This window comes from Plantactinospora sp. B24E8, from assembly GCF_039871735.1.
Classification (GTDB): domain Bacteria; phylum Actinomycetota; class Actinomycetes; order Mycobacteriales; family Micromonosporaceae; genus Plantactinospora.
In genome coordinates this window covers 209,756-231,945 of record NZ_JBDPMH010000009.1, presented here as the reverse complement: position 1 = coordinate 231,945, position 22,190 = coordinate 209,756, and the positions used below count along the sequence as shown (strand labels likewise).

At 72.9% G+C, this 22,190-nt stretch carries 25 protein-coding genes and 1 pseudogene; 19 read left to right on the top strand and 7 right to left on the bottom strand.

Annotated features, from left to right (window positions below; all coding sequences use genetic code 11):
- Positions 1-232: 232 nt before the first annotated feature.
- Complete coding sequence (locus tag ABGB21_RS17015) at positions 233-718, top strand: winged helix-turn-helix domain-containing protein (RefSeq protein ID WP_347651898.1); 486 nt, start codon at positions 233-235, stop codon at positions 716-718.
- Positions 719-784: 66 nt separating this feature from the next.
- Positions 785-1,669, top strand: coding sequence for a hypothetical protein (locus ABGB21_RS17010; RefSeq protein WP_347651897.1), 885 nt, complete (start codon positions 785-787; stop codon positions 1,667-1,669).
- A gap of 21 nt (positions 1,670-1,690) precedes the next feature.
- Here ABGB21_RS17010 and ABGB21_RS17005 read toward each other — a convergent pair whose 3' ends face one another.
- Complete coding sequence (locus tag ABGB21_RS17005) at positions 1,691-2,053, bottom strand: DsrE family protein (protein WP_347651896.1); 363 nt, start codon at positions 2,051-2,053, stop codon at positions 1,691-1,693.
- 25 nt (positions 2,054-2,078) lie between these two features.
- Here ABGB21_RS17005 and mtfM point away from each other — a divergent pair, with 25 nt between their 5' ends.
- Positions 2,079-2,183, top strand: coding sequence for a small membrane protein MtfM (mtfM, locus tag ABGB21_RS17000; RefSeq protein ID WP_347651895.1), 105 nt, complete (start codon positions 2,079-2,081; stop codon positions 2,181-2,183).
- Between the two features lie 7 nt (positions 2,184-2,190).
- A complete protein-coding gene (locus ABGB21_RS16995; RefSeq protein WP_347651894.1) occupies positions 2,191-2,790 on the top strand; it encodes an FABP family protein in 600 nt (199 codons plus the stop codon).
- A 13-nt stretch (positions 2,791-2,803) separates the two neighbouring features.
- Here ABGB21_RS16995 and ABGB21_RS16990 read toward each other — a convergent pair whose 3' ends face one another.
- Positions 2,804-3,652 (bottom strand): aminotransferase class IV, encoded by an 849-nt coding sequence (locus ABGB21_RS16990; RefSeq protein WP_347651893.1) that lies wholly within the window; start codon positions 3,650-3,652, stop codon positions 2,804-2,806.
- Between the two features lie 134 nt (positions 3,653-3,786).
- On the opposite strand from ABGB21_RS16990, the gene ABGB21_RS16985 reads away from it, so the two are divergent.
- The 10 genes from ABGB21_RS16985 (at position 3,787) to ABGB21_RS16940 (ending at position 11,717) form a co-directional block, all read left to right on the top strand.
- Positions 3,787-4,194, top strand: coding sequence for a transcriptional repressor (locus tag ABGB21_RS16985; RefSeq protein ID WP_347651977.1), 408 nt, complete (start codon positions 3,787-3,789; stop codon positions 4,192-4,194).
- Positions 4,191-5,303: a folate-binding protein gene (locus tag ABGB21_RS16980; RefSeq protein ID WP_347651892.1), complete on the top strand. Its 1,113-nt coding sequence runs from the start codon at positions 4,191-4,193 to the stop codon at positions 5,301-5,303. Before ABGB21_RS16985 ends, ABGB21_RS16980 begins: the two co-directional genes overlap by 4 nt.
- 80 nt (positions 5,304-5,383) lie before the next feature.
- Entirely contained in the window at positions 5,384-6,217 is an 834-nt protein-coding gene (locus ABGB21_RS16975) for a 3-keto-5-aminohexanoate cleavage protein (protein ID WP_347651891.1), read from the top strand.
- Positions 6,218-6,291: 74 nt separating this feature from the next.
- Positions 6,292-7,251: an asparaginase gene (locus ABGB21_RS16970; RefSeq protein WP_347651890.1), complete on the top strand. Its 960-nt coding sequence runs from the start codon at positions 6,292-6,294 to the stop codon at positions 7,249-7,251.
- Positions 7,252-7,330: 79 nt separating this feature from the next.
- Complete coding sequence (locus ABGB21_RS16965) at positions 7,331-8,011, top strand: helix-turn-helix domain-containing protein (RefSeq protein ID WP_347678483.1); 681 nt, start codon at positions 7,331-7,333, stop codon at positions 8,009-8,011.
- A 2-nt stretch (positions 8,012-8,013) separates the two neighbouring features.
- Positions 8,014-8,679: a hypothetical protein gene (locus ABGB21_RS16960; protein WP_347651888.1), complete on the top strand. Its 666-nt coding sequence runs from the start codon at positions 8,014-8,016 to the stop codon at positions 8,677-8,679.
- A 70-nt stretch (positions 8,680-8,749) separates the two neighbouring features.
- Positions 8,750-9,064 (top strand): DUF2516 family protein, encoded by a 315-nt coding sequence (locus ABGB21_RS16955; RefSeq protein WP_347651887.1) that lies wholly within the window; start codon positions 8,750-8,752, stop codon positions 9,062-9,064.
- A complete protein-coding gene (locus tag ABGB21_RS16950; protein ID WP_347651886.1) occupies positions 9,061-9,948 on the top strand; it encodes an alpha/beta hydrolase in 888 nt (295 codons plus the stop codon). The genes ABGB21_RS16955 and ABGB21_RS16950 overlap by 4 nt, the downstream gene beginning before the upstream one ends.
- Positions 9,949-9,993: 45 nt before the next feature.
- Positions 9,994-10,731, top strand: coding sequence for an alanyl-tRNA editing protein (locus tag ABGB21_RS16945; protein WP_347678481.1), 738 nt, complete (start codon positions 9,994-9,996; stop codon positions 10,729-10,731).
- 62 nt (positions 10,732-10,793) lie between these two features.
- A complete protein-coding gene (locus ABGB21_RS16940) occupies positions 10,794-11,717 on the top strand; it encodes an SDR family oxidoreductase (RefSeq protein WP_347678479.1) in 924 nt (307 codons plus the stop codon).
- Positions 11,718-11,776: 59 nt separating this feature from the next.
- Here the strand turns inward: ABGB21_RS16940 and ABGB21_RS16935 are convergent, their stop codons facing one another.
- On the bottom strand, positions 11,777-14,017 hold the full coding sequence (locus ABGB21_RS16935; protein WP_347678477.1) for a PQQ-binding-like beta-propeller repeat protein: 2,241 nt from the start codon (positions 14,015-14,017) through the stop codon (positions 11,777-11,779).
- A 229-nt stretch (positions 14,018-14,246) separates the two neighbouring features.
- Entirely contained in the window at positions 14,247-15,227 is a 981-nt protein-coding gene (locus ABGB21_RS16930) for a YafY family protein (RefSeq protein WP_347678475.1), read from the bottom strand.
- A 135-nt stretch (positions 15,228-15,362) separates the two neighbouring features.
- Between ABGB21_RS16930 and ABGB21_RS16925 the strand changes: the two genes are divergently transcribed.
- A complete protein-coding gene (locus tag ABGB21_RS16925) occupies positions 15,363-16,190 on the top strand; it encodes an EI24 domain-containing protein (RefSeq protein WP_347651976.1) in 828 nt (275 codons plus the stop codon).
- Between the two features lie 16 nt (positions 16,191-16,206).
- Positions 16,207-16,416: pseudogene (locus tag ABGB21_RS16920) on the top strand (macro domain-containing protein); the annotation flags it as partial.
- A 107-nt stretch (positions 16,417-16,523) separates the two neighbouring features.
- Here ABGB21_RS16920 and ABGB21_RS16915 read toward each other — a convergent pair.
- Positions 16,524-17,285 carry a maleylpyruvate isomerase family mycothiol-dependent enzyme gene (locus ABGB21_RS16915; RefSeq protein ID WP_347678473.1) on the bottom strand — a complete coding sequence of 254 codons (762 nt, stop codon included), beginning with the start codon at positions 17,283-17,285 and terminating at the stop codon, positions 16,524-16,526.
- Positions 17,286-17,382: 97 nt separating this feature from the next.
- On the opposite strand from ABGB21_RS16915, the gene ABGB21_RS16910 reads away from it, so the two are divergent.
- Both ABGB21_RS16910 and ABGB21_RS16905 read left to right on the top strand, forming a co-directional pair.
- Positions 17,383-18,438, top strand: coding sequence for a UDP-N-acetylmuramate dehydrogenase (locus ABGB21_RS16910; protein ID WP_347678489.1), 1,056 nt, complete (start codon positions 17,383-17,385; stop codon positions 18,436-18,438).
- Between the two features lie 62 nt (positions 18,439-18,500).
- Positions 18,501-18,689 carry a hypothetical protein gene (locus ABGB21_RS16905; protein WP_347678471.1) on the top strand — a complete coding sequence of 63 codons (189 nt, stop codon included), beginning with the start codon at positions 18,501-18,503 and terminating at the stop codon, positions 18,687-18,689.
- A gap of 76 nt (positions 18,690-18,765) precedes the next feature.
- Here the strand turns inward: ABGB21_RS16905 and ABGB21_RS16900 are convergent, their stop codons facing one another.
- Complete coding sequence (locus ABGB21_RS16900; protein ID WP_347678487.1) at positions 18,766-19,542, bottom strand: class I SAM-dependent methyltransferase; 777 nt, start codon at positions 19,540-19,542, stop codon at positions 18,766-18,768.
- A gap of 126 nt (positions 19,543-19,668) precedes the next feature.
- Positions 19,669-20,448: an SDR family oxidoreductase gene (locus ABGB21_RS16895; protein ID WP_347678469.1), complete on the bottom strand. Its 780-nt coding sequence runs from the start codon at positions 20,446-20,448 to the stop codon at positions 19,669-19,671.
- 297 nt (positions 20,449-20,745) lie between these two features.
- On the opposite strand from ABGB21_RS16895, the gene mshA reads away from it, so the two are divergent.
- Positions 20,746-22,119, top strand: a complete 1,374-nt coding sequence (gene mshA, locus ABGB21_RS16890; RefSeq protein WP_347651879.1) for a D-inositol-3-phosphate glycosyltransferase — start codon at positions 20,746-20,748, stop codon at positions 22,117-22,119.
- The last annotated feature ends 71 nt before the right edge of the window (positions 22,120-22,190 follow it).

Sequence of the window (22,190 nt, the reverse complement as noted above, 5' to 3'; positions counted from 1 at the left end):
GCACCCGTGGGTCCGACGTTCGTTCACGCACAGCGCCCCCCACATCGGCTTGGAGTAATGCTCTTGCTCCCCGGGGTAGTGATCAATGCTCGAGGTAGAGCAGTATCTAGGCAGTAACAGGGCGTATTTCGGTCAGCGAACAGATAACTGCCTCGCATCGGTTGCCGTCGCTGTTGACTCGTCCGGCCAAACCGGTTTGGCTTGAGTCGACTTGGCGGCGGGGAGGAGAACGGTGGCGAACGGAGAAGTCCCACTGGTCGTATGCGTATCGACGGATGTCGCGGTGCGGGAACGGGTGGTGCGGCGACTGGACGACTTCGGAACCGTGGTGATCTGCTCCGATCTGTCCGAGTTGCGGGCAATGCTCTTTCCGATGATGGGCAACGGGACAGAATCAGCACCGGGACCGGTGAGCCTCGGCGACCTCTCCGTCGACCCCGGCGGGCACCTGGTCACCTGGCGCGGCGAGCCACTCGCGCTCACCCGGCTGGAGCGGGAACTGCTCGCCCGGCTGGCCAGCACGCCGCTCGGGGTCTGGACGTACGAGCGGCTCTTCGGTTCGGTCTGGGGCGGCGCGTACCTCGGCGACACCGCCATCCTGCACTCGGCGGTCAAACGGCTCCGCCGCAAGCTGCGCGCCGTCGAGGGGGGACCGCAGGTGCAGACCGTACGTGGGGTCGGCTACCGGCTGACCCCGGGCGAGCCGGAGCGCCGGTAGCCCGGGTCGGCGGTGGCGGGTGGTGGCGGCCCCGTCGCTCCCGGCGCGGCGTGCCACCATGGCGGCGTGACCACAGACGTCCCGGCCCCGGTCTGGCCGACGCCGCAACCGGAGCCTCCGGTCGACCGCCGTCGGCGTCAGCGTCGGCGTCGGACGCTCTACGCCGTGGTCGCCGGCTGGGCCGTGCTGCTGCTCGGCGCCACCGCCTTCTCCGCACTACGCGACGAGCCGACCGTACGTGAGCAGCGCAGCCTCACCCAGGCCCGGCCGATCGTGGACCGGGCGGTCGGCGAACTCGTCGCGGCCGCCGGCCCGGACCCGGTGGTGGAACTCGGTCAGCAGCGGCTGGACACCGACTGCCGGCTCACCGTGCTACGCCGGGGCGAGTCGTTGACCGCGTCGGTCGCCTTCCGTACCCCGGAGGCGGACGGCCCCGGGTTGCTCGACCGGATCGCCCAGTCGCTGCCCGCCGGATACCGGCCCAGCGTCTGGCACAGCCCCGACGGCACCGACCACACCCTGCACGCCGACGCCGGGGAGTTCGTCGCGGTCAGCGGCGACCTGGTGTCGCCGGGGCTGGTCCGGCTGACCGTGCGCACCGGCTGCCGGCCGGCCGGGCCGCAGCAGCGTCACGCGGTGGCGCCGTTGCCGCCCGACCCCGCCGACAACGAGCCGGTCCGGGTGCTCGCGGCGATCGGTGCGACCGACCCCACCCCGGTCGAGCTGACCGCCGCCCGCTGCCCCGACGGCGGGTTCGTCCGGACGGCCCGGGCGACCGGGCAGGGAGCGCCCGCCGAGTCGCCCGGCGCGCTGTTGCCCCGCCCCGCCGGCACCGTCGTGGTCACCGACACCCCCGAGTCGTACGCCTACCGGGTCGGCCGGCTCGACGTGGTGGTCGAGGCGCTCGACGGTACGACCCGGGTGGCGGTCACCAGCGGCTGCTCCGGCTGAGACCGGCGGTCGGTCCGGGCGTCAGTAGACCAGCGCCTGGGCTCCGTCGGCCATGATCTCCTCGACGAAGACGGCCGCACCGGCGATCCGTACCCCGGGCAGGACGTCTCCCTCGCCGATCTCGCGGCGGGCGGCACACTGGGTGCAGACCGTGACCCGGCCGCTGCTGAGGATCACGTGCAGCAGTTCGGCCAGCGGCGCGGAGTGCGGCAGCTCGAACTCGTCGGCCCGGCCGGGCAGGGCGAACCAGCTCGACTCACCGGTCAGCCAGAGCGACACGTCGACGCCGGACGCGACCGCCGTGGCGGCCACGGTGAACGCCTGCGCACAGCGTTCCGGCGCGTCCGAACCGGCGGTGGCCTTGACGACCAGGGTACGAGCCATGCCGCCAGCATAGGATCACCCTGTCATGGTTACCGAGATTGGGTTCGTCAGCCTGCTGGTGGCGGGATTTGGTGCGCTCACCGGTTACCTGGTGTACATAGCTGTTCGCATTTCGAGAGGGCGTTGGTGAGAGCACGTTGGTGAGTGACAATCCGATCCAGCCACCGCCGCCGTGGCTGAACGCGCCGCCGGTCGACCCGTACCCGTACGAGGAGACGTACGACCTGCGTACCGGGCCGCCCCTGCACCCGGCGTTGAACGCGTTGCTGCCGTACGTCGGGTTGTGGCGGGGGCGGGGCCGGGGCGGGTTCCCCACCATCGAGGACTTCGACTACGCGCAGGAGATCCGGATCACCCACGACGGGCGGCCGTTCCTCTACTACGAGTCGCGGGCCTGGATCCTGGACGAGCAGAGCCGACCGGTCCGACCGGCGGGGCGGGAGGTCGGCTGGTGGCGGGCGGTGCTCCGGGAGGACGGCACACCGACCGGTGAGCTGGAGGTGCTGCTCACCACCCCGACCGGGGTGATGGAACTGCACCTGGGCAAGGTCACCGGAACCCAGGTGGAGATCGTCACCGACGCGGTGATCCGTACGTCCACCGCCAAGGAGGTCACCGCCGGTCACCGGCTGTTCGGCATCGTCGAGGGCGCTCTGCTCTACGCCCAGGACATGGCGGCGATGGGTCAGCCGCTCTCGCCGCACCTCTCCGCCCGGCTGATCCGGGTCGGCGGCTGAACCGTCCCCTTCCTCACACCTCGGCGAAGCCGAGCAGTGCGGTGAGGGCGGCGGTGTGCCGGGAGGCGGGCAGCGGTACGCCGTCCAGCGCGCGTACCTCGGCGAGGCCCCGGACCGACGAGGTGAACCAGACCCCGTCGGTCCGGTGCAGGTCGGTGGGGGAGATCCGGCGCCGGGCCGCCGTCCAGCCCAGGGCGGTGGCCCGGTCGAGCAGCCAGCCGGCGGTGACGCCGGGCAGGATCCCGGTGTCGGCGGGGACGGTGCAGAGGGTGTCGCCGGTCAGCCAGACCAGGTTGGCGCTCGGCCCCTCCAACGCGTACCCGTCGGTGGAGACCCAGAGCACGTCGTCCACGCCGTTCGCCGCCGCCCAGCGGCGGGCGGCCTGGTTCGGGGCGTACGAGGTGGTCTTGAGGCCGGCGAGCAGCCACGGCCGGTGGGTACGGGCGCCGGCGGTGACCCCGAGCGGCAGGGTCGCCACGCTGATCCCGGTACGCCGGCTCCGCCGGACCGACTCCGGCACCTCGGAGACCGTGACGTAGACCGTGCCGGAGGTGCCGCGCTCCGGGCCCCGGGTGCAGACCAGACGCAGCAGACCCTCGGTGTCGGTCGGCCAGTCGGCACAGGCGGTGCCGAGCAGGTGCCGGAGGGCTTCGACGGGCGGCAGCGGCAGGTCGAGGGCGACCGCCGAGCGGACCAGCCGGGCCAGGTGTTCGTCGGCCAACCAGGGCCGGCCGTGCCGGACGTGCATCGTCTCGAAGAGGCCGTCGCCGTGCAGGGCGCCCCGGTCGTCGGCGCGGAGTACCGGCTCGTCGGCCGGCACCACGCCCCGGCCCAGCACGGCGACGATCTGGCGCCCGGACACGGCGTCGAGCGTAGCCGCCGCCGGGCGGTGTGGCGGCCGACGGCCGGATCGACCATCGGCGGGTGCGGGCGAGCGGGACGATGTGCGGCGGGCCGCACTATGCTTTGACGGTGTCGGATTCGTCACTGGCGGAGATGCTGCGTTCCCGTGGTCTGCGGTTGACCGCGCAGCGTCAGCTGATCCTCGAAGCGGTGCTCGATCTCGGGCACGCCACTCCCGAGCAGGTGCACGCCGCGGTCCGTGAGGTCGCCGCCGGCGTGAACATCACCACTATCTACCGGACCCTGGAATTACTCGAACGCCTCGGACTGGTTACCCATACGCATCTGTCCCACGGGTCACCGACGTACCACGCCGCGGGTGAGAACACCCACGTGCACCTGGTCTGCCGGATCTGCGGGTCGGTGGACGAGGTCGACCCGGAACTGTTCCAGCCCGTCACGGAGAAGCTCGCGGCGGAGCGGGGGTTCCAGGTCGACATCGGGCACGTGGCGCTGTTCGGCGTCTGCGGTCGGACCGAGTGTGGAGAGCGGCGGGAATGATCGACATTACGGGCGCGGTGGCTGTCGAGGCGATCGACGAGCAGACCCGGGATCAGCCGGAACCGGAGCATGCCGCGGCCGGGGTGCGCCCGGTGGCCGCGCACTACGGCGACCCGATGCGGGAGCAGCGGCTGCTCGGCACCGACGTCGGCCTGGTCGACCGGTCGCACCGGGGGATCATCGCGGTACCCGGTGCGGAACGGACGAGCTGGCTGCACACCCTGACCAGCCAGCACCTGGCGCAGCTGCGCGCCGGGCAGGGAAGCGAACTGCTGGTCCTCTCCCCGCACGGGCACGTCGAGCAGCACGCGATGGTCGCCGAGGACGGTGGCACCGTCTGGCTGGACACCGAGCCGGGGGACACCGGCGCCCTGCTGACGTACCTGGAGAAGATGCGGTTCTTCAGCCAGGTCGACCCGCGGGACGTCACCGCCGACTGGGCGCTGCTGTCGCTGGTCGGGCCGAGGGCGGTCGAGGCGGCCGGTCTGCTCGGGGTCACCGGGCTCGCCGAACCCGACGAGCTGCCGGTGCCGGGTCCGAAGTTCGCCGCCGGCTCCGTCCCGGCCCGCCCGAGTGTCGTGTACGACGTCCGTCCGCTCCCGGCCGGCGGTTGGGCCCGCCGGGTCCGGCTCGGCGTCGACCTGCTGGTGCCCCGGCCGGAGCTGACCCGGGTGGTCGACGAGCTGACCGCCGCCGGGATCGGGCTCGCCGGGCTGTGGGCGTACGAGGCGCTGCGGGTGGCGGCGAAGCTGCCCCGGGTCGGTTTCGAGACCGACCACCGGACGATTCCCGCCGAGGTGGGGCTGGTCGGTCCGGCCGTACACCTGGAAAAGGGCTGCTACCGGGGCCAGGAGACGGTGGCCCGGGTGCACAACCTCGGTCGTCCGCCGCGCCGGCTGGTCCTGCTGCACCTGGACGGGGTGACCACCGACCAGTTGCCGACGGTCGGTACGCCGGTGACGGCTGAGGGGCGTACGGTCGGGTTCGTCGGCACCGCCGTCCGGCACCACGAGCTGGGCATGGTCGCCCTCGCGGTGCTGAAGCGTTCGGTCCCGGACGATGCGGCGCTGCTGATCGACGGTACGGCCGCCGCGATCGACCCGGACTGACCGGCGTTCCCGCCGCGGCGCCTGCCCGGCGCCTCTGCGACAGGTATCCTGCCGGACCGGCCGAGACTAGGATCGCCGGCATGACGGCTGGAACGTTGATCACGGTCGCGCCGACCGGCGCGGAGTCGGCGAAGGCGGAGGTTTCGGCGCTGCCGGTGACCCTCGACGAGCTGCTGCTGACCGCCAAGGAGTGTGAGGCGCTCGGCGCCGCCGTGATCCACGTCCACATCCGGGACGACCGGGCGCGGCCCACCCTGGACCCGGGCCGGCTACGGGAGACGGTCGCGGCGTTGCGCGACGGCACCGACCTGATCGTGCAGCTCTCCACCGGCGGCGCGGTGACCGACCCGGAGGCCGACCGGCTGGCCGTGCTCGACGCCGGCCCGGAGATGGCCTCCTGCACGATGGGTACGGTCAACTTCGGTGACGACGTGTTCCTGAACCGCTGGGAGTTCATCGTCGACCTGCACACCCGGATGCAGGAGCGGGGCATCGTGCCCGAGTACGAGATCTTCGACCTCGGCCACCTGGCCGCCCTGCGCCGCCTCCTCGACCGGTACGGTCTGCCCGCCGGTGGGCACGTGCACGTCGACTTCGTGATGGGGGTCCCCGGCGGGATGCCAGGCAGTGTGGAGGCGCTGGTCGCCTGTCTCCAGGCGCTGCGGGACCTGCCGACGGGGACGACGTTCTCGGCCACCGGCATCGGCCGCAGCACGGTGCCGGTACTGCTGGCCTCGCTCGCCGCCGGTGGCCACCTGCGGGTCGGGATGGAGGACACCATCACGTACGCCAAGGGGCGGCCGGTCGAGTCGAACATGCAACTGGTGGCTCGGGCGGTCGCTGCCGCGCAGCTCGCCCAGCGGCCGCCGCTGACTCCGACCCAGGCCCGTGACCTGCTCGGAATCGCCAGGTAGCCGATCTTCGACCGGTCGGCGAAGTAGGGGGTCGCTGCAAGTCGGCCCCTTACCGCTCGGTACCGTCCCGCTTCATGGGCGACAGTTACCGGGGTGGGGTTCCGCTGGTCGAGGCGGTCAGGTCGGGCTTCGTGGAGTCGGTGCACCACGGTTCCGTGGTGGTCCTCGATCCGACCGGCGCGGTGGTGTCGGCGGTCGGTGACGTCGAGTCGCCGATCTTTCCCCGGTCTTCGAACAAGCCGATGCAGGCGGTCGCGATGGTCCGGTCCGGGCTGCGGCTGGCGGACCCGGCGGACCTGGCGGTGGTCTGCGCCAGCCACTCCGGCGAGGAGTTCCACGTCAGCCGGATCGAGGCGCTGCTGCGCAGTGGCGGGCTGACCGAGGACGACCTGCACTGCCCGGCCGATCTGCCGTTCGCGGTCGACGCCCAGGCCGAGGTGTTCCGGGCCGGCGGCGGGCCGTCCCGGCTGCGGATGAACTGCTCGGGCAAGCATGCCGGGATGCTGCTCACCTGCCTGGTCGCGGGTTGGCCGACCGACGGGTACTGGCGTCCGGAACACCCGCTGCAGCAGCGGATCACCTCCGTCGTCGAGGAGTTCACCGGCGAGCGCGTGGCGGCGGTCGGGATCGACGGCTGTGGGGCACCGGTGCTGGCGATCTCGCTGACCGGCCTGGCCCGGGCGTTCCTGCGGCTGGTCGCCGCCGACCCGGGCTCGGTGGAGCGGGCCGTCGCCGACGCGATGCGGGCCCACCCGCTGCTGGTCTCCGGTACCGGCGCCGACGACGCGCTGCTGATGACCGGGGTGCCCGGGCTGTTGATGAAGAGTGGCGCCGAGGGGGTGGTCGCGGCGGCGCTGCCCGGTGGCGGAGCAGTCGCCCTCAAGATCGACGATGGGGCATCCCGGGCCCGCCGCCCGGTGGTGGTCTCCGCCCTTCGCCGGCTCGGCGTCACCGGGCCGGTCCTCGACGGCCTCGCCGAACTGCCGCTGCACGGCGGCGGCGAACTCGTCGGCGCCGTACGCACCCGGTGGTGACCGGGTACCGCTGAGACGCTGCTAACTTTCGCTAGCATTCTGCTTGCAGTTGCAAGCGGGCGTGGTTACCGTCGATGTCATGTCCAACCCGAAGGACCTTCCCCGCGACATCGGTGGGTTCATCCGCGACCTGCGCCGGAACGCGAAGATCTCGTTGCGGCAACTGGCCGAGCAGGCCGGGGTCAGCAACCCGTACCTGAGCCAGATCGAGCGGGGACTGCGCAAGCCGAGCGCCGAGGTGCTCCAGCAGCTGGCGAGCGCCCTGCGGGTCTCCACCCCGGCGATGTACCTGCGCGCCGGCCTGCTCGACGACCGGGAAGGTCAGGGCGTGTTGGCCGCCATCGCGGCCGACCCCGACCTGACCATGCCGCAGAAGCAGTCGTTGAGTCAGATCTACGAGACATTCCGGCGGGAGAACCTTCGGCACGCCGAACCGGAAGACACCCGGCCGGAAGACGCCCGGCCGGAAGACACCCGGCCGGAAACCGTTCCGCCGGGTGCCGTTCCGACCGGCGCTGAGCGGGAATCCCCCACGGATGCCGTACTCGAGTCCGTGGCGGTGACCGAAACGGGCGCCGCCGCCCCACCGGTCACCTCCGACCCGGCCGCCCCACCGCACGTCCGGGAGACCGGGACGGAGGCCGTGTCCGCTTCGCCGACCACCACCGCCGCACCCCTGAAGAAGATCGCCAAGAAGGCGGTCAAGAAGGCCGCGCCGCCGGCCCCGCCGGTCGCCTCGGCCCCTGACGAGGAGAAGTAGTCATGACCACCCTGCCCCGTACCAGTCGCATCCCGGCCCCGCTCTACGCCGTCGCCGGCGTCGGTGACCTCGCCTACCAGCAGCTGCGCCGGCTGCCGGCCGTGGTGACCAGCCTCAGCGACGAGACCACCCGCACCGAACTGCGGGACAAGGCCGCGACCGCCACCGCCGAGCTCCGCGAGAAGGCGGCCACCACCACCGCGGAGCTGCGGGAGAAGGCCGTCACCACCACCGCCGAACTGCGGCAGCGGGCGACCAACCGGGAGTTCGACCTCGACCAGCTGCGGGCGGTGACGCTGCGCAACGCGGCGGTCGTGGTCGCCGGTGCCCAGGCCGCGCAGGAGCGCGCCGTCGCCGTCTACGGCGAACTCGTCGCCCGCGGCGAGCGGGTTGTCGGCACCGGCGTGGTCCAGGCCGCCGACACGGTCAACGCCGACATGGCGGTGACCGAGGCCCCGACGACGCCGGCCGCCGTCTCCAGCACCCCGACCGAGGTGCTCGAGCAGATCAAGGCCCCGGCCGAGGCCCCAGCGATGCCCGCCGCGACCGAGGGGCCGGCCGGCACCGACGCCACCGCCACCCCCAAGGCGGCGCCGAGGAAGCGTACGGCGACGAAGTCGACCCGCCCGGCCGCCGTGAAGCGGACCCGACCGGCCACCGACAAGTAACCGTGTCGTTCACCCCGGGTACGTGCGGCAAGTGGCACGTACCCGGGGTCCCCGGCATAAGCTTCACGCCATGGCCCACGCCGCGCCGCTCTTCTACGTCGACGTCATCTTCGTCATCAACCTGGTGCTGACCGTCTTCGCCCTGGTGATCCAGGGTGTCGCGCTGGTGCACTGCGTCACCCAGCGCTCGGACGCCTTTCCCGCGATCGGCACCCTCCCCAAGGGAGCCTGGATCGCCATCCTGGCCGTCTGCCTGGTCCTCAGCCTGCTGACCCGCGGGGCGTTCAGCCTGTTCGTCCTGGTCGGGATCGCGGCGGCGTTGATCTACCTGCTCGACGTCCGGGTCGGACTGCGGGACCTGACCGACGGCAAAGGCTTCTGGTGAGGGATTTCCGCTGGCCACCGCCGCCCGACGGCGGACCACGGACGTACGGCCCGGGGCCGAGCGCGCCGCGCAGCGGGCGGCCCGCCCTGCCCGACCCGGAGACCGAACTCGTCACCACCCCGCACGGGGTGCGGCTGGAGCGGCTGGTCACCGGCACCGGTGACCCGGTCACCGTCTTCGCGCACGGCCTCGGCTCCGGCATCTCGACCACCCGACCGCTGGGCAGTGCGGTCACCGGTCGCCGGATCTTCTTCCAGTTCCGCGGACACGGCCGCTCCGAGGCGCCGGAGGGCCGGTGGAGCTACGCCGACCTGGCCCGTGACCTGCGGGCCGTAGCCGACCTTGGCGGGGCGACCCAGGCGCTCGGCGTGAGTCTCGGCGCGGGTGCGCTCTGCCGGGTGCTGTGGGAGAGCCCGGAGCGGTTCAGCCGGGTGGTGTTCGTGCTGCCCGCCGTACTCGACGAACCGCGACCGGACGCGGCCCGGCGGCGGCTCACCGAACTGCTCACCGCGGTCCGGTCCGGCGACGCCGCCGAGATCGCCGAGGCGGTCTCCGCCGAGGTGCCCCCGGCGGTCCGCAACACCCCGGTCGGCTGGGCCTACCTGCGGCAGCGGGTCGACCAACTGACCCGGGACGGGCTCGGTGCCGGGCTGGCCGGCCTGCCCGAGCAGGTCGCGGTCCGGCAGCGGGCCGACCTCGCCGCCGTCACGGCCCCGGCGCTGGTGATCGGATGTGCCGGCGACGACCTGCACCCGGTCGCGGTCGCCGAACAGCTCGCCGCCGCGCTTCCGGCGGCCACCCTGCACGTGTACGACAAACCCGGGCTGTTCTGGTCGCACCGCGCCGACCTGCGGGAGCGGATCTCCGGATTCCTCAACCCGTAGCCGACGTCCCCGGATCGGCGGGACGGTCGGAGTAGCCTGCGCCCCATGGGTGTTCACCAGCACGGCCGTACGAGCCGTCTCGACCTTGTCGACCCCACCCTGCGGGAGTGGGAGTGCACCGTCCTGCACGTCGACCCCGAGCAGGGGATCGTGCTGGACCGGTCGGCCTTCTATCCGGGCGGCGGCGGCCAGCCGCCGGACCACGGGGTACTGCTCTGGCAGGGGGTGCAGACCCGGATCGTCGGCACCCGCAAGGGTGACGAGCTGTACCTGGTTCCCGCCGAGGGGGATTCGGTGCCGCCGGTGGGCACGGCGGTCACCGGTGCGGTGGAGGACGAGCGGCGGAGCCTGCTGATGCGGACCCACTCCGGGCTGCACGTGCTCTGCGGTGTGGTGTTCCGCGACTTCGGGGCGCTGGTCACCGGCGGCAACATGGAACCCGGCGAGGCCCGGATGGACTTCAACCTGCCCGAGGTGCCGACCGACTTCAAGGCCCGGCTGGAGGAACTGGTCAACAGCGAGGTCGCCGCCGACCGGTCGGTGGCGGTCCGGGTGCTGCCCCGGGACGAGGCGCTGGCCCTGCCGGACATCATCCGTACCCAGTCGAACCTGATCCCGGCGGACGAGCAGGAGATCCGGATCGTCGACATCGTCGGGCTCGACGTCCAGGCCGACGGCGGTACGCACGTCGCCTCGACCGCGCAGATCGGCAAGGTCCAGGTGGTCAAGGTGGAGAGCAAGGGCCGGGCCAACCGACGGGTCCGGGTCCGGCTCGTCCCCTGATCCGGCGACCCCGCCGGAAATCCGGACACCGGTTGTCGGGATTTGCTGGTTACCTCGGTGCCATGAGTGAGACGACACAGGACCTGAAGGGCAGGGTGGCGCTGGTCGCCGGGGCGACCCGGGGCGCCGGCCGGCAGATCGCGGTGCAACTCGGCGCGGCCGGCGCCACCGTGTACGCCACCGGCCGGAGCACCCGGGAGAAACGTTCCGAGGTGGGCCGGCCGGAGACGATCGAGGAGACCGCCGAACTGGTCACCGAAGCCGGCGGTGTCGGGATCGCCGTACCGGTCGACCACCTGGAGCGTGACCAGGTCCACGCGCTTGTCGAACGGATCGACCGCGAGCAGGGCCGGCTCGACGTACTGGTGAACGACATCTGGGGCGCCGAGCACCTGATCGGCTGGAACACGCCGATCTGGGAGCAGTCCCTGGACGACGGCTTCCGCACCCTCCGGCTGGCGATCGACACACACCTCATCACCAGCCACTACGCGCTGCCGCTGCTGATCCGCAACCCGGGCGGCCTGGTGGTGGAGGTCGGCGACGGCACCCGGGAGTACAACGAGACCAACTACCGGCTCTCCGCCTTCTACGACCTGGCCAAGACGGCGGTGAACCGGCTGGCTTACATCTGGTCACACGAACTGCGCGAACACGGCGGTACGGCGGTCGCGCTCACCCCGGGCTGGCTGCGTTCCGAGTTGATGCTCGACGAGTTCGGCGTCACCGAGGAGAACTGGCGGGACGCGACTGAGAAGGAGCCGCACTTCGTCATCTCGGAGAGTCCCGCGTACGTCGGCCGGGCCGTCGCCGCGCTGGCCGCCGATCCGGACCGGGCTCGCTGGTCCGGCCAGTCGCTCTCCAGCGGCCAACTCGCCCAGGTGTACGGCTTCACCGACCTCGACGGCAGCCGCCCGGACGCCTGGCGGTACATCGCCGAGGTGGAGAGCCAGGGCAAGCCCGCCGACGCCACCGGCTACCGCTGAGATGTGGCGGAAGGCCCCGTCCTGTCGTTCTCACACAGGAAGGGGCCTTCCCGCACACGTCAGTCGAGGGCGACGCCGCGGACCTGACCGTTCTGGTCGGCGGCCACCACCTGGCCGCCGAGCAGCACCGGGGTGGAGAAGCTGTAGCCGGCGCCGAGCTTCACCAGCCGGTCGAGCGTGCCGGTTTCCAGGTCCAGCGCGCCGAGCTGGCTGTTGACGCCGAGCACCCAGGCGGTCCCGCCGTCAACGACGGCGCCGGAGTTGAAGACCGGGAAGCCGAGCTGGGTCTGCCAGCGGGTCGCCCCGGTCGTCGGGTCGACCAGCAGGGTCGCACCCCGCTCCTGGATGAGCAGCAGGCCCGGCGTGCCGCCGGCCGACACCAGCCGTGGGCCGGCGTACATCGACGAGCCGGAGACCGACCACCGGGCGGTGCCGGTGGCCCGGTCCAGACCCCAGGTGGCGGCGACCGTGGAGAAGACCACCGGCCCGTCGGGTACCAGGACGGTACGGTCGTCCCACGGGCCGTAGAGCAGGGCGGTGTTCGGGTCGGTGGTGGCCCGGGTGGTGAACGCCCAGAGGTGCGCTCCGGTACGCGCGTCGTACGCGTGGGCGTGGGCGTCGCCGGTGCCGACGTACACCCGCTCCCCGTCGCACGCCGGCCGACCGGCGGCGAAGCCGCCGAGCGTCGTACGCCAGTGCTCGCGGCCGGTGGCGGGATCCAGGGCGAGCAGCGTCGTACCGGCTGCGACCAGCAGGATGTCGACACCGTCGACCCGGCCGAGTGCCGGGGTGGAGAGCACCGGCTCGACGGTCCGCACCTGCCAGCGGTGCCGCCCCTTCCGGGTGTCGAGCGCGGTCACCGTGTGGTCGGCCCCCGGCACGAAGACGGTCGAACCGTCCGGCGCCACCACGGGCTCCCGGTAGACCGGTCCGGTAGCCACCGTCCACTGCCGCTTCAACCGTCCGCGTTTCACCGACAGTGCGGTGACGCTGCCCCCGGTCGAGCCGACCACCGCCAGCTCGCCGGCCGTGCCGAGCGCGCCCTGCACCGCCCCGTCGAGGCCGAACTCCCAGGCCACCCGTGGTCCGGCGCCGGGTAGCCGTACGGTGCGGACGGTGTCCCACCAGGTGCCGTCGGCGTCGACCGCGCGCAGCCGTACCTGGTGTGTCCCGGGTGGCAGGGTCGAGACGTCCAGCGCGGCCTGCCAGTGCTTTCCCGAGCGGGTCAGCTCGGTGTACGGAGTGTTGATCGTGCCGCTGAAGCCGGTCTCCGGCAGCACCTGGGCGCGTACGGCCACCGGGGTGGTCCGGCCGAACCCGGCCCGGACCGCGAACGACGCCCCGGCGGCGGAGACCTGGACGTTCTCCGGCTCGACCCGGCTGCCCGGCCCGGTGCCGGCCAGCGGGATCGTGGTGACGGCGGTGGTACTGGTCGTGCCGTCGGCGAGCAGGTCGACCCGGGTGACCACCAGCTGCGGCAGCCCGGCCTCGTCGCGGGTGCCCTCGGCCCAGTAGTAGTGCGGGGCGTCCTTGACCGCCTTGAGGGTGATCTCGACCAGGCCGTTCATCGGTCGTACCGCCTCGGCGTGCACGTGCCCAGCGAAGATCGCCCGGACGTCGTACCGCTCGACCAGCTCCAGGAAGCGGTCCTGGTCGTCGGCGAAGTACCAGGTGTCGCCGACCGGATGGTGCTGGAACAGGACGGTCGGGGTGTGCCGGCCGACCCGGGAGAGGTCCCGCTCCAGCCAGTCCAGCAGCGGCCCGCCGAAGTGGCCCGGTTCCTGGAGCAGCATCGCGGGGTCGAGCGCCACCACGTGTACCCCGGCGATGTCGAACGACCGAGGGGTGGGGCCGAAGGCCCGGTGGTACGTCTCTCCGGCGGAGACGTCCCAGCGGAACTCGTGGTTGCCCGGGGTGTACCGGATCCGGGCGGCGAGCCCGGCCGGGATCGTCGACTGGTACAGGGCGATCTGTTCGGGCGAGCCGGAGTCGGTGATGTCGCCGCAGTGCAGGACCGCGAGGGGGTCCCGGGCGGCGATCGCCTGGAAGACCGCTCGCATGGAGTCGGTACGGTTCGGCGCCGCCGGGTTGAGGTGTGTGTCGGAGACCAGGGCGAACCGGAGCGGCGCGTCGGTACCGGGCTTCCCGCCGCCGGTGGGCACGCTGCCGGCGTTCCCGGGAGCGGCGGACGCGGCGGTTCCGAGCGTGCCGGAGGCCGCGACGGCGCCGAGTGTGACGCCGGCCGCGCCGAGCAGCGTACGGCGGCTGAGTCCTCGATCGTTGTTGTGGTCAGTGGCCATGCTGTTCCTTGTCTTTTGTCACCGGTCCCGGTCGATTGCCGAGGAGACGGTTCGTTCGCCCGAACTCCGGGGCGGGCACCGACCCGGGGCGACGCGCAGATGTCGATCATGGAAGCTAGCCATCCAGGGCGAACGTGCAGCGACACGGACACGACCGGGCGGTGTCGGGGCGGCGGATGACCTGGTGAGAGGTGCGGGCCGGTGGCCCAGGCCGGCTGTTGCCGAGGTGTCAGTGCCCCGCGTAGAGCCGGGTGAGGCGGCGGGCGGCGTCGGCGAGCCGGGCCCGCAGTTCCGGCGGGGCCAGCACCTCCGCCTCCGGGCCGAGGCTGAGCAGTTGGCCGTACGCCACGTCGACCGACTCGACGGGCAGCCGGGTCACCACCCAACCGTCGTCGTCCGGCTCCCCGGCGTTGGCGGTCGCCTCCCGTACCGCGGGGGACTCGGCGACGTACCGGAGGGCGTGCAGCCCGGCCGGGCTGAGTCGTACGGTGATCTCGTCGGCCAGCAGGTGCCGGACGAACCGTTCGGCCTGCCCGGCCCAGTAACCGACCAGGTCGAAGGACTCGTCGCGGTCGAAGTCGGCTCCGTCACCGCCGACGCTGACGCCTACGATCCGGTCGACCCGGTAGGTACGGTGTCCGCTGTCGACCCGGGCGACGAGATACCACGCCCCGCCCTTGAGGACGAGCCCGTACGGCTCGGCGGTCCGGGTCACCTCCACCCGGTCCCGGCGCTGGTAGCGCAGTTCGACGGTCCGATCCCGCCACACCGCACCGGCGAGTTCGGCGAGCCAGGGCGGTGGATCCGCCTCCCGGAACCAGCCCGGCACGTCGAGATGGAAACGCTGTTCCACCCGGTTCGACGCGTCACGTAGTCCGCTGGGCAGCGCGGCCAGCACCTTCAGCCGGGCGGTCGCCACCACCTCGGTCAGTCCCATGTCGCCGACGGGTCCGGGCAGTCCGGAGAGGAAGAGCGCGTCGGCCTCGTCACGGCTGAGGCCGGTCAGTCGGGTCCGGTAGCCGCCGAGCAGTCGGTATCCGCCGGCCCGACCCCGGTCGGCGTACACCGGGATGCCGGCGGCGTTCAGCGCCAGCACGTCCCGGTGCACGGTCCGTTCGGAGACCTCCAGCTCGTGGGCGAGTTGGGCGGCGGTCATCGACTCCCGGTTCTGTAGGAGCAGGACCAGGGAGATCAGCCGCGCGGCACGCATCGTCCCATCCTGCCCGCCGGCTCCGCCCCGGTCCGACCCCGGCTCCGGCTACGCCGTGCCGCCCTGCGGCGGCGCGCCGTCCGGCTGCCGGGTGACGCGGCGGCCACTACGCTTCCCGTCGTGCACACCCCCACGATCGGTCGGGCGGCGGCCGGCCGGGTCCGCCCGTTCGCCTCCGGGTTCGGCGCCGGCGTCGGCCTGTTCTTCCGGGGCCTCGGCGTCTACGTCCGCAACCCCGGGCTGGTCCTGCTCGGCATGGTGCCCGGGCTGATCTCCGGCGCGCTCTACCTCGCCGGCTTCGCCGCCCTGATCTACTACGCCGACGATCTCGCCGAGCTGATCACACCCTTCGCCGACGACTGGTCGGGCTGGACGCAGGACGGGTTCCGGCTGGTCGCCGGACTCGCCCTGGTCGGCCTCGGCGGTCTGCTCGGAGTGCTCACCTTCACCGCGGTGACCCTGGTGATCGGCGACCCGTTCTACGAGGCGATCTCGGAGCGGGTGGAGGGCCGGTACGGCGGGGTGCCGAACGAGGTCGAGGTCTCCTGGTGGCGGTCGTTGCGGCGGAGTGTGGCGGACTCGCTGCGGCTGGTCCTCCGGTCGGTGCTGGTCGGCATTCCGCTATTTCTGGCCGGCTTCATCCCGGTCGTCGGGCAGTTCGTCGTCCCGGTGATCGCCGCGTTGGTCGGCGGTTGGTTCCTCGCCGTGGAACTGGTCGGTGTGCCGTTCTACCGGCGGGGCATGCGGTTGGGGGACCGGCGTCGGATGCTGCGGGCGCACCGCCCGCTGGCGCTCGGTTTCGGGGTCGCGGTTTTCCTCTGCTTCCTGATCCCGCTCGGCGCGGTGCTGCTGATGCCGGCGGCGGTGGCCGGTGCCGCGCTGCTGTCCCGGCGTGTCCTGGGGCAGCCGGTCGAGAGTCCGGCCTCCGGCCCGGTCCCCGCGCCGGTCGGTCCCGGGCGATGACGGTCGGTCGGGTCTGATGGAGATCGAGCTGGTCCAGGGCGACATCACCGGCGAGCGGGTGGACGCGATCGTGAACGCCGCGAACTCGTCACTGCTCGGCGGTGGCGGGGTGGACGGGGCGATCCACCGGCGGGGCGGTCCGGAGATCCTCGCCGAGTGCCGGGCGCTGCGAGCCTCCCGGTACGGGCGGGGACTGCCGACCGGTCAGGCGGTGGCGACCACGGCCCGTCCGGCCACGGTCGGCACCGCCCGCCTGGTGCTCTTCGACGCCACCACCCACCGGACCGCCCTGCGGGTACACGGACGGCTGCCGGACTGAGTCGCTGCCCCGCGTCAGTGCACCCGGAGGCCGTCCAGCAGGCTGGCGTCGCCGGCCACGTCGAGGGCGTCGAAGCCGACCCGTCCCCAGAGCGCCAGCAGCAGGTCGCTGGCCGTACCGGAGAGGTGCGCCCGGGCGTGGTGGTCGTCGGTGTCGAGGATGGTGTCGGTGTCGAGCAGCGCGACCCCGGTGCCGCGCAGCCGCAGGTACCACTCCTGGCCGGCGTCGGCCGCGACCAGTTGCACCACGCCGTGCCAGCCCTGTTCGGAGGCGCGGCGGCCGGCCGGCAGCCAGGTGTCGAGCACCTCGCTGATCCCGTCCGCCGCGAGCTTGGCCTCCAGCGGTTCGCCGGCCGCGACCGCCATCTGGGCGTCCCAGCGGTGCACCGCCGTCTCGTGGGCCATCCGGCGGTGCCAGAAGCCGACCTTCTTCGGCTGCGGCGCCCAGTTCCATGCCGGAGCCTCCGGGTCGAGCCGGTCCAGTACGGCCATCAGCTGGTCGTACTCGGTCCGCCACCATTCGACCGCCGCCGGGCCGGTCGGCAGCCCCTCGGGCACGGTACGACGGTCCGGCACCCCGGTGTTCCCCTGGCCGACCACACCCCGGACCCACTGGTAGACCGAGCCGAGATGGTGCACCAGATCGGTGACGGTCCAGTCGGGACAGGACGGCACCCGCAGGTCTGGCTGCGCTTCGGTGATCGCGGCCTCGAACGTCGGCCCCTCGGTGCGGAGTGCGCCGAGCCAGAAGTCCTTCGTGCCGTGCAATCTGCTCATCACGATCCTCCCGTGAGACCGGGCCGCCACCGGCCGGGCTGTCTCTCAGCCTAGGGTGAATGGTGTGCCAGACGTTAATGCCCGACTGACAAGCGCCATGAACTCCGCCGGCCCCGGACGGTTGGCCGGTTATACGACTCTGCGGCTCGGCGGGGCGCCTCGACAACTGGTCACCGCCACCCAAACAGAGCAAATCGTGCAGAGTCTACGTGACGCCGAATCGCGGCATGAGCCGATTCTGGTGCTGGCCGGCGGCAGCAACGTGGTGGTCTCGGACGACGGCTTCCCCGGCACCGTGCTGCTGGTCCGAACCCGGGGTTTCCAGGTGGTGGCCACGGACGACGAGACGGTGACGGTCCGGGTGGCGGCCGGCGAGCCCTGGGACGACCTGGTCGCCGCCACCGTCGAGGCCGGCTGGTCGGGGGTGGAGTGCCTCTCCGGCATCCCCGGCTCGGCCGGCGCCACCCCGATCCAGAACGTCGGGGCGTACGGGCAGGAGGTCGCCGAGACGGTGACCGGAGTCGAGGCGTACGACCGGGTCGCCGGGGAGGTGGTCCGGATGACGCCGGAGGAGTGCCGGTTCGGGTACCGGGCCAGCGTCTTCAAGCACAACGACCGGTGGACCGTGCTGAGTGTCGACTTCCGGCTGCTCCGCTCGCCGCTCTCCGCCCCGGTCCGGTACGCCGAACTCGCCCGGGCGCTCGGAGCCGAGATCGGCGACCGGGTGCCGCTGGCCGACGCCCGGGCGACGGTACGCGCACTGCGGGCCGGCAAGGGCATGGTGCTCGACCCGGCCGACCCGGACACCCGTTCGGTCGGCTCCTTCTTCACCAACCCGGTGCTCGACTCGGCCGCCTACCTGGCGCTGCGGGACCGGGCCGCCGACCTCGGCGAGCCGCCGTCCTGGCCGGGCAGCGGCGACACGGTGAAGGTCAGCGCCGCCTGGCTGATCGACAAGGCCGGCTTCCCGAAGGGTTACCGGGGAGCCGACGGGGTGGCGATCTCGTCGAAGCACACCCTGGCCCTGACCAACCCGGGTGACGGGTCGACGGCGGCGTTGCTGGCGCTGGCCCGGGAGATCCGCGACGGGGTGCACGCCCGGTTCGGTGCCACCCTGCACCCGGAGCCGGTCCTGGTCAACTGCGCCCTCTGACGCTTTCCACCTGCCGGGTTGTCGACAAGGGATCGACGCCGGCCAGGGTTCCTCGCTGGGCGATGCTGGACCGACTCGGAGATCCGGCGGTCCTCGGGGCGGACGCCCGCGAGCGGTTCGACATCGCGCCGCGCCGCAGTGGCCCGCTGGAGGCGACCGTGCTGCTCGTCGGCGGACTGGCGGTCAATCTGTCCGTGCGCCGGGCCCGGCTGACCGTCGGTACCGCCCCCGCCCGGCCGGCTCCGGTGTGACCCGACCACGCTGCGGGAGGTGACCCGACGACGCGACGTGCCGGGCTGACCTGTCGACAGGGGGCCGGAGCGCCGGTCAGGGCCACGACGTACCGGGTGGGGCCACCGCCGACCAGGGGACGCTGACCTCGCCGAGCCGCCACCGGGCGGGTCGGTCCAGCACCGGCCAGCCGGCCGCGCGGGTCGCCTCGATGGTACGCCGCCACCGTTGCCGGGGGCCGAAGGTGGCGTACGGGGCAGCGGCCCGCCACCCGTCCTCGAGGGCCTGGATCAGCGCGTACACCCGGGTGCCGGGCACGTTGTGGTGGATCAACGCCTTCGGTAGCCGTTCGGCGAGCACGGCCGGGCTGTCCAGGGTGGCGAGCCGGGCGGCCAGCGTCAACGAGCGCGGCCCGGACGCGTCGACGAGCAGCCAACCGCCGATCCGACCGAGTTCGTCGCAGGTCCCCTCGACCAGCACCCCGCCGGGTCGCAACGCCCCGGTCATGATCTGCCAGGCCGGTACGACCTCCGGTTCGGCGTACTGGCGCAGCACGTTGAACGCCCGGACCAGGACCGGGCGCAGCCCGGCCAACTCGAAGCCGCCCCGGCCGAAGGTCAGTCCCGGCGGGGCGGCGGCGGGTTCGGCGGCGGCCACCCGTACCGGATCGATCTCCAGTCCGACCACCCGGACGTCCGGCCGGACCGCGGTGGCGAGCCGGTTGCGCAGTTCGACCACGGTGACCGGGCTGGCCCCGTAGCCGAGGTCGACGACGAGCGGGTCCGCCGCGTCCCGGAGCAGGTCGCCGCAGGTCGCCGCGATCCAGTTGTCGACCCGGCGCAACCGGTTCGGGTTGGTGGTCCCCCGGGTCACCGTGCCGACCGGGCGGGAGCTGCCGGTACCGCCGACCGGCCGGGGACTGCCGGTACCGCCGACCGGGCGGGACGCGGCCGGTCCGGTCGCCGGGTCCCCGGCGGGCCGGGACGGCGACACGACGCCTCACCTGCCGGCGTCGGGCGTGACCCGGTGCACCTTGTGCTGGGCGGCCTGGGCCAGCGGACGGACCACCAGCCGGTCCACGTTGACGTGGTGGGGGCGGGTGGCGCACCAGGCGACGCAGTCCGCGACGTCCTCGGCGACCAGCGGCTCGGCCACCCCGGCGTAGACCGCGGCGGCCCGCTGGGCGTCGCCACCGAACCGGACCAGCCCGAACTCCTCGGTCTTCACCATGCCCGGGTCGATCTCGATCACCCGGACCGGTCGTCCGCAGAGTTCGAGGCGCAGCGTCTCGGCGAGCGCGGTCTGGGCGTGCTTGGCGGCGGTGTAGCCGCCGCCGCCCTCGTACACGATCAGCCCGGCGGTCGAACTGAGCACCACGACCGTCCCGGCGCCGGAGGACTCCAGCAGTGGCAGCAGGGCCTGGGTGACCCGCAGCGTGCCGAGCACGTTGACGTCGTACATCCACTGCCAGTCGGCGACCGAGCCCAACTCGACCGGGTCCAGGCCGCGGGCCCCGCCGGCGTTGTTGACCAGCAGGGTGACCGGTCCGGGCAGTTCGCCCGCGACGGCGGTCAACGCCGCCACCGATCCGTCGGACGTGACGTCACAGACCTGCGCGGTGGCCTGCCCGCCGGCGGCCTCGATCTCCTTCACCAACGCGTCGAGCCGGTCGGCGCGGCGGGCGGCGGCGAGCACGTGGAAGCCCTCGGCGGCCAGCCGGCGGGCGGTGGCCGCACCGATTCCGCTGGACGCACCGGTGACGATCGCGACAGAGGTCATCGGCTCATTCTGTCCCAGGCCGTCGCCGCCGTCGCCGCCCGGCCCGGGGCAGACCGTCGGGCGGATCCGCAGGAAGGGCATCCGGCGGGAATCGCGGTGCGGGCGGCGACGCCGCCGCGGGCCGGTCGGGCATCTAAGGAGATCCACCCGTCGCGGTCGAATGAGGTCGGTCACCTATCCGGGACGTCCGGAGGATTGCGGGTCATCGGATGGGGAAGATGTCACCCGGTCGGGTGGTTCTTGTTGAGGTGCCCCGGTCGTGCGGGACGGCGTAACACCGTGACAGAAGGAGCGGACGTGGCGGAAGCGCACACCGGCGTGGCCCGGCAGCGAGGTACCCAACCGTGGCCGACCCCGCGTCGAATCGCCACCTTCTCCGTGCACACCTCACCGCTGCACCAACCCGGCACCGGTGACGCCGGTGGCATGAACGTCTACATCGTCGAGGTCTCCCGGCGACTGGCCGAGGCCGGCGTCGAGGTCGAGATCTTCACCCGGGCCACCTCCAGCGACCTGCCACCCCTGGTCGAGATGGCGCCCGGGGTGCACGTCCGACACGTCATCTCCGGCCCCTTCGAAGGCCTGGCCAAGGAGGAGCTGCCGAGCCAGCTCTGTGCCTTCACCACCGGCGTGCTGCGGGTCGAGGCGGCCCGGCCACCGGGCTACTTCGACCTGGTGCACTCGCACTACTGGCTCTCCGGTCAGGTGGGCTGGCTGGCCAAGGAACGTTGGGGCGTACCGCTGGTGCACACCGCGCACACCCTGGCCAAGGTCAAGAACGCCCGGCTGGCCGACGGGGACCGGCCCGAGCCGAAGGCCCGGGTGATCGGCGAGGAGCAGGTGGTCGCCGAGGCGGACCGGCTGGTGGCGAACACCGCCGTCGAGGCCCGCGACCTGATCGCCCGCTACGACGCGGACCCGGCCCGGGTCGAGGTGGTGGAGCCCGGTGTCGACCTGGACCGCTTCCGGCCGCCCGACTCGGGTCTGGCCGGCGAGGCCCGGATCGCCGCCCGGCGGCGGCTGGGCCTGCCCGAGCAGGGCGCGATCATCGCCTTCGTCGGGCGGATCCAGCCGTTGAAGGCGCCGGACGTCCTGCTGCACGCGTTCGCCGAACTGCGGGCCCGGGACCCCCGGATCGCCGCCACGGCCACCGTGGTCATCGCCGGCGGTCCGAGCGGCAGCGGGTTGGACCGGCCGACCGCCCTGATCGAGCTGGCCGCCCGGCTCGGCATCGCCGACGCGGTACGGTTCCTGCCGCCGCAGACCGGTGACGCCCTGCCGGCCCTCTACCAGGCCGCCGACCTGGTCGCGGTGCCGTCACACAACGAATCGTTCGGCCTGGTCGCCCTGGAGGCGCAGGCCTGCGGTACGCCGGTCGTGGCGGCCGCGGTCGGCGGGCTGGTCACCGCCGTCCGGGACGGGGTGAGCGGAGTACTTGTCGACGGCCACGATCCGGCCGACTGGGCCCGGGTCCTCGCCGGGTTGCTGGCGGCGCCGCGGCGGCGTACCGAACTGGCGCACGGTGCGGTGCTGCACGCCCGGGCGTTCTCCTGGGCGCGTACCGCGACCGGGCTGCTCGCCGTCTACCGTGGGGCGGTGGCGGAGCACCGAGCCCAGCTCGCCTCCGAGTTGGCCGACGGTGCCCAGGTCGCTCCGCTGGCGGCCTGCTGAGACGCTGGCGGCCTGCCTGCCGGGACGCCGCCGCCGGGGTACGGGCCGTCCGCCGGTCCGGAACGGACGGA

What these genes read in the sequence shown, in the direction of transcription:
- ABGB21_RS16960 (WP_347651888.1), top strand. Translation starts at nt 8,014, where the DNA reads ATGACCACCCTGCCCCGTACCAGTCGCATCCCGGCCCCGCTCTACGCC.
- ABGB21_RS16980 (WP_347651892.1), top strand. Translation starts at nt 4,191, where the DNA reads ATGATCGACATTACGGGCGCGGTGGCTGTCGAGGCGATCGACGAGCAG.
- ABGB21_RS16975 (WP_347651891.1), top strand. Translation starts at nt 5,384, where the DNA reads ATGACGGCTGGAACGTTGATCACGGTCGCGCCGACCGGCGCGGAGTCG.
- mtfM (WP_347651895.1), top strand. Translation starts at nt 2,079, where the DNA reads ATGGTTACCGAGATTGGGTTCGTCAGCCTGCTGGTGGCGGGATTTGGT.
- ABGB21_RS16985 (WP_347651977.1), top strand. Translation starts at nt 3,787, where the DNA reads ATGCTGCGTTCCCGTGGTCTGCGGTTGACCGCGCAGCGTCAGCTGATC.
- ABGB21_RS16935 (WP_347678477.1), bottom strand. Translation starts at nt 14,017, where the DNA reads ATGGCCACTGACCACAACAACGATCGAGGACTCAGCCGCCGTACGCTG.
- ABGB21_RS16905 (WP_347678471.1), top strand. Translation starts at nt 18,501, where the DNA reads ATGCTGGACCGACTCGGAGATCCGGCGGTCCTCGGGGCGGACGCCCGC.
- ABGB21_RS16910 (WP_347678489.1), top strand. Translation starts at nt 17,383, where the DNA reads ATGAACTCCGCCGGCCCCGGACGGTTGGCCGGTTATACGACTCTGCGG.
- ABGB21_RS16895 (WP_347678469.1), bottom strand. Translation starts at nt 20,448, where the DNA reads ATGACCTCTGTCGCGATCGTCACCGGTGCGTCCAGCGGAATCGGTGCG.
- ABGB21_RS16955 (WP_347651887.1), top strand. Translation starts at nt 8,750, where the DNA reads ATGGCCCACGCCGCGCCGCTCTTCTACGTCGACGTCATCTTCGTCATC.
- ABGB21_RS16970 (WP_347651890.1), top strand. Translation starts at nt 6,292, where the DNA reads ATGGGCGACAGTTACCGGGGTGGGGTTCCGCTGGTCGAGGCGGTCAGG.
- ABGB21_RS17005 (WP_347651896.1), bottom strand. Translation starts at nt 2,053, where the DNA reads ATGGCTCGTACCCTGGTCGTCAAGGCCACCGCCGGTTCGGACGCGCCG.
- ABGB21_RS16915 (WP_347678473.1), bottom strand. Translation starts at nt 17,285, where the DNA reads ATGAGCAGATTGCACGGCACGAAGGACTTCTGGCTCGGCGCACTCCGC.
- ABGB21_RS16965 (WP_347678483.1), top strand. Translation starts at nt 7,331, where the DNA reads ATGTCCAACCCGAAGGACCTTCCCCGCGACATCGGTGGGTTCATCCGC.
- ABGB21_RS16940 (WP_347678479.1), top strand. Translation starts at nt 10,794, where the DNA reads ATGAGTGAGACGACACAGGACCTGAAGGGCAGGGTGGCGCTGGTCGCC.
- ABGB21_RS16945 (WP_347678481.1), top strand. Translation starts at nt 9,994, where the DNA reads ATGGGTGTTCACCAGCACGGCCGTACGAGCCGTCTCGACCTTGTCGAC.
- ABGB21_RS16930 (WP_347678475.1), bottom strand. Translation starts at nt 15,227, where the DNA reads ATGCGTGCCGCGCGGCTGATCTCCCTGGTCCTGCTCCTACAGAACCGG.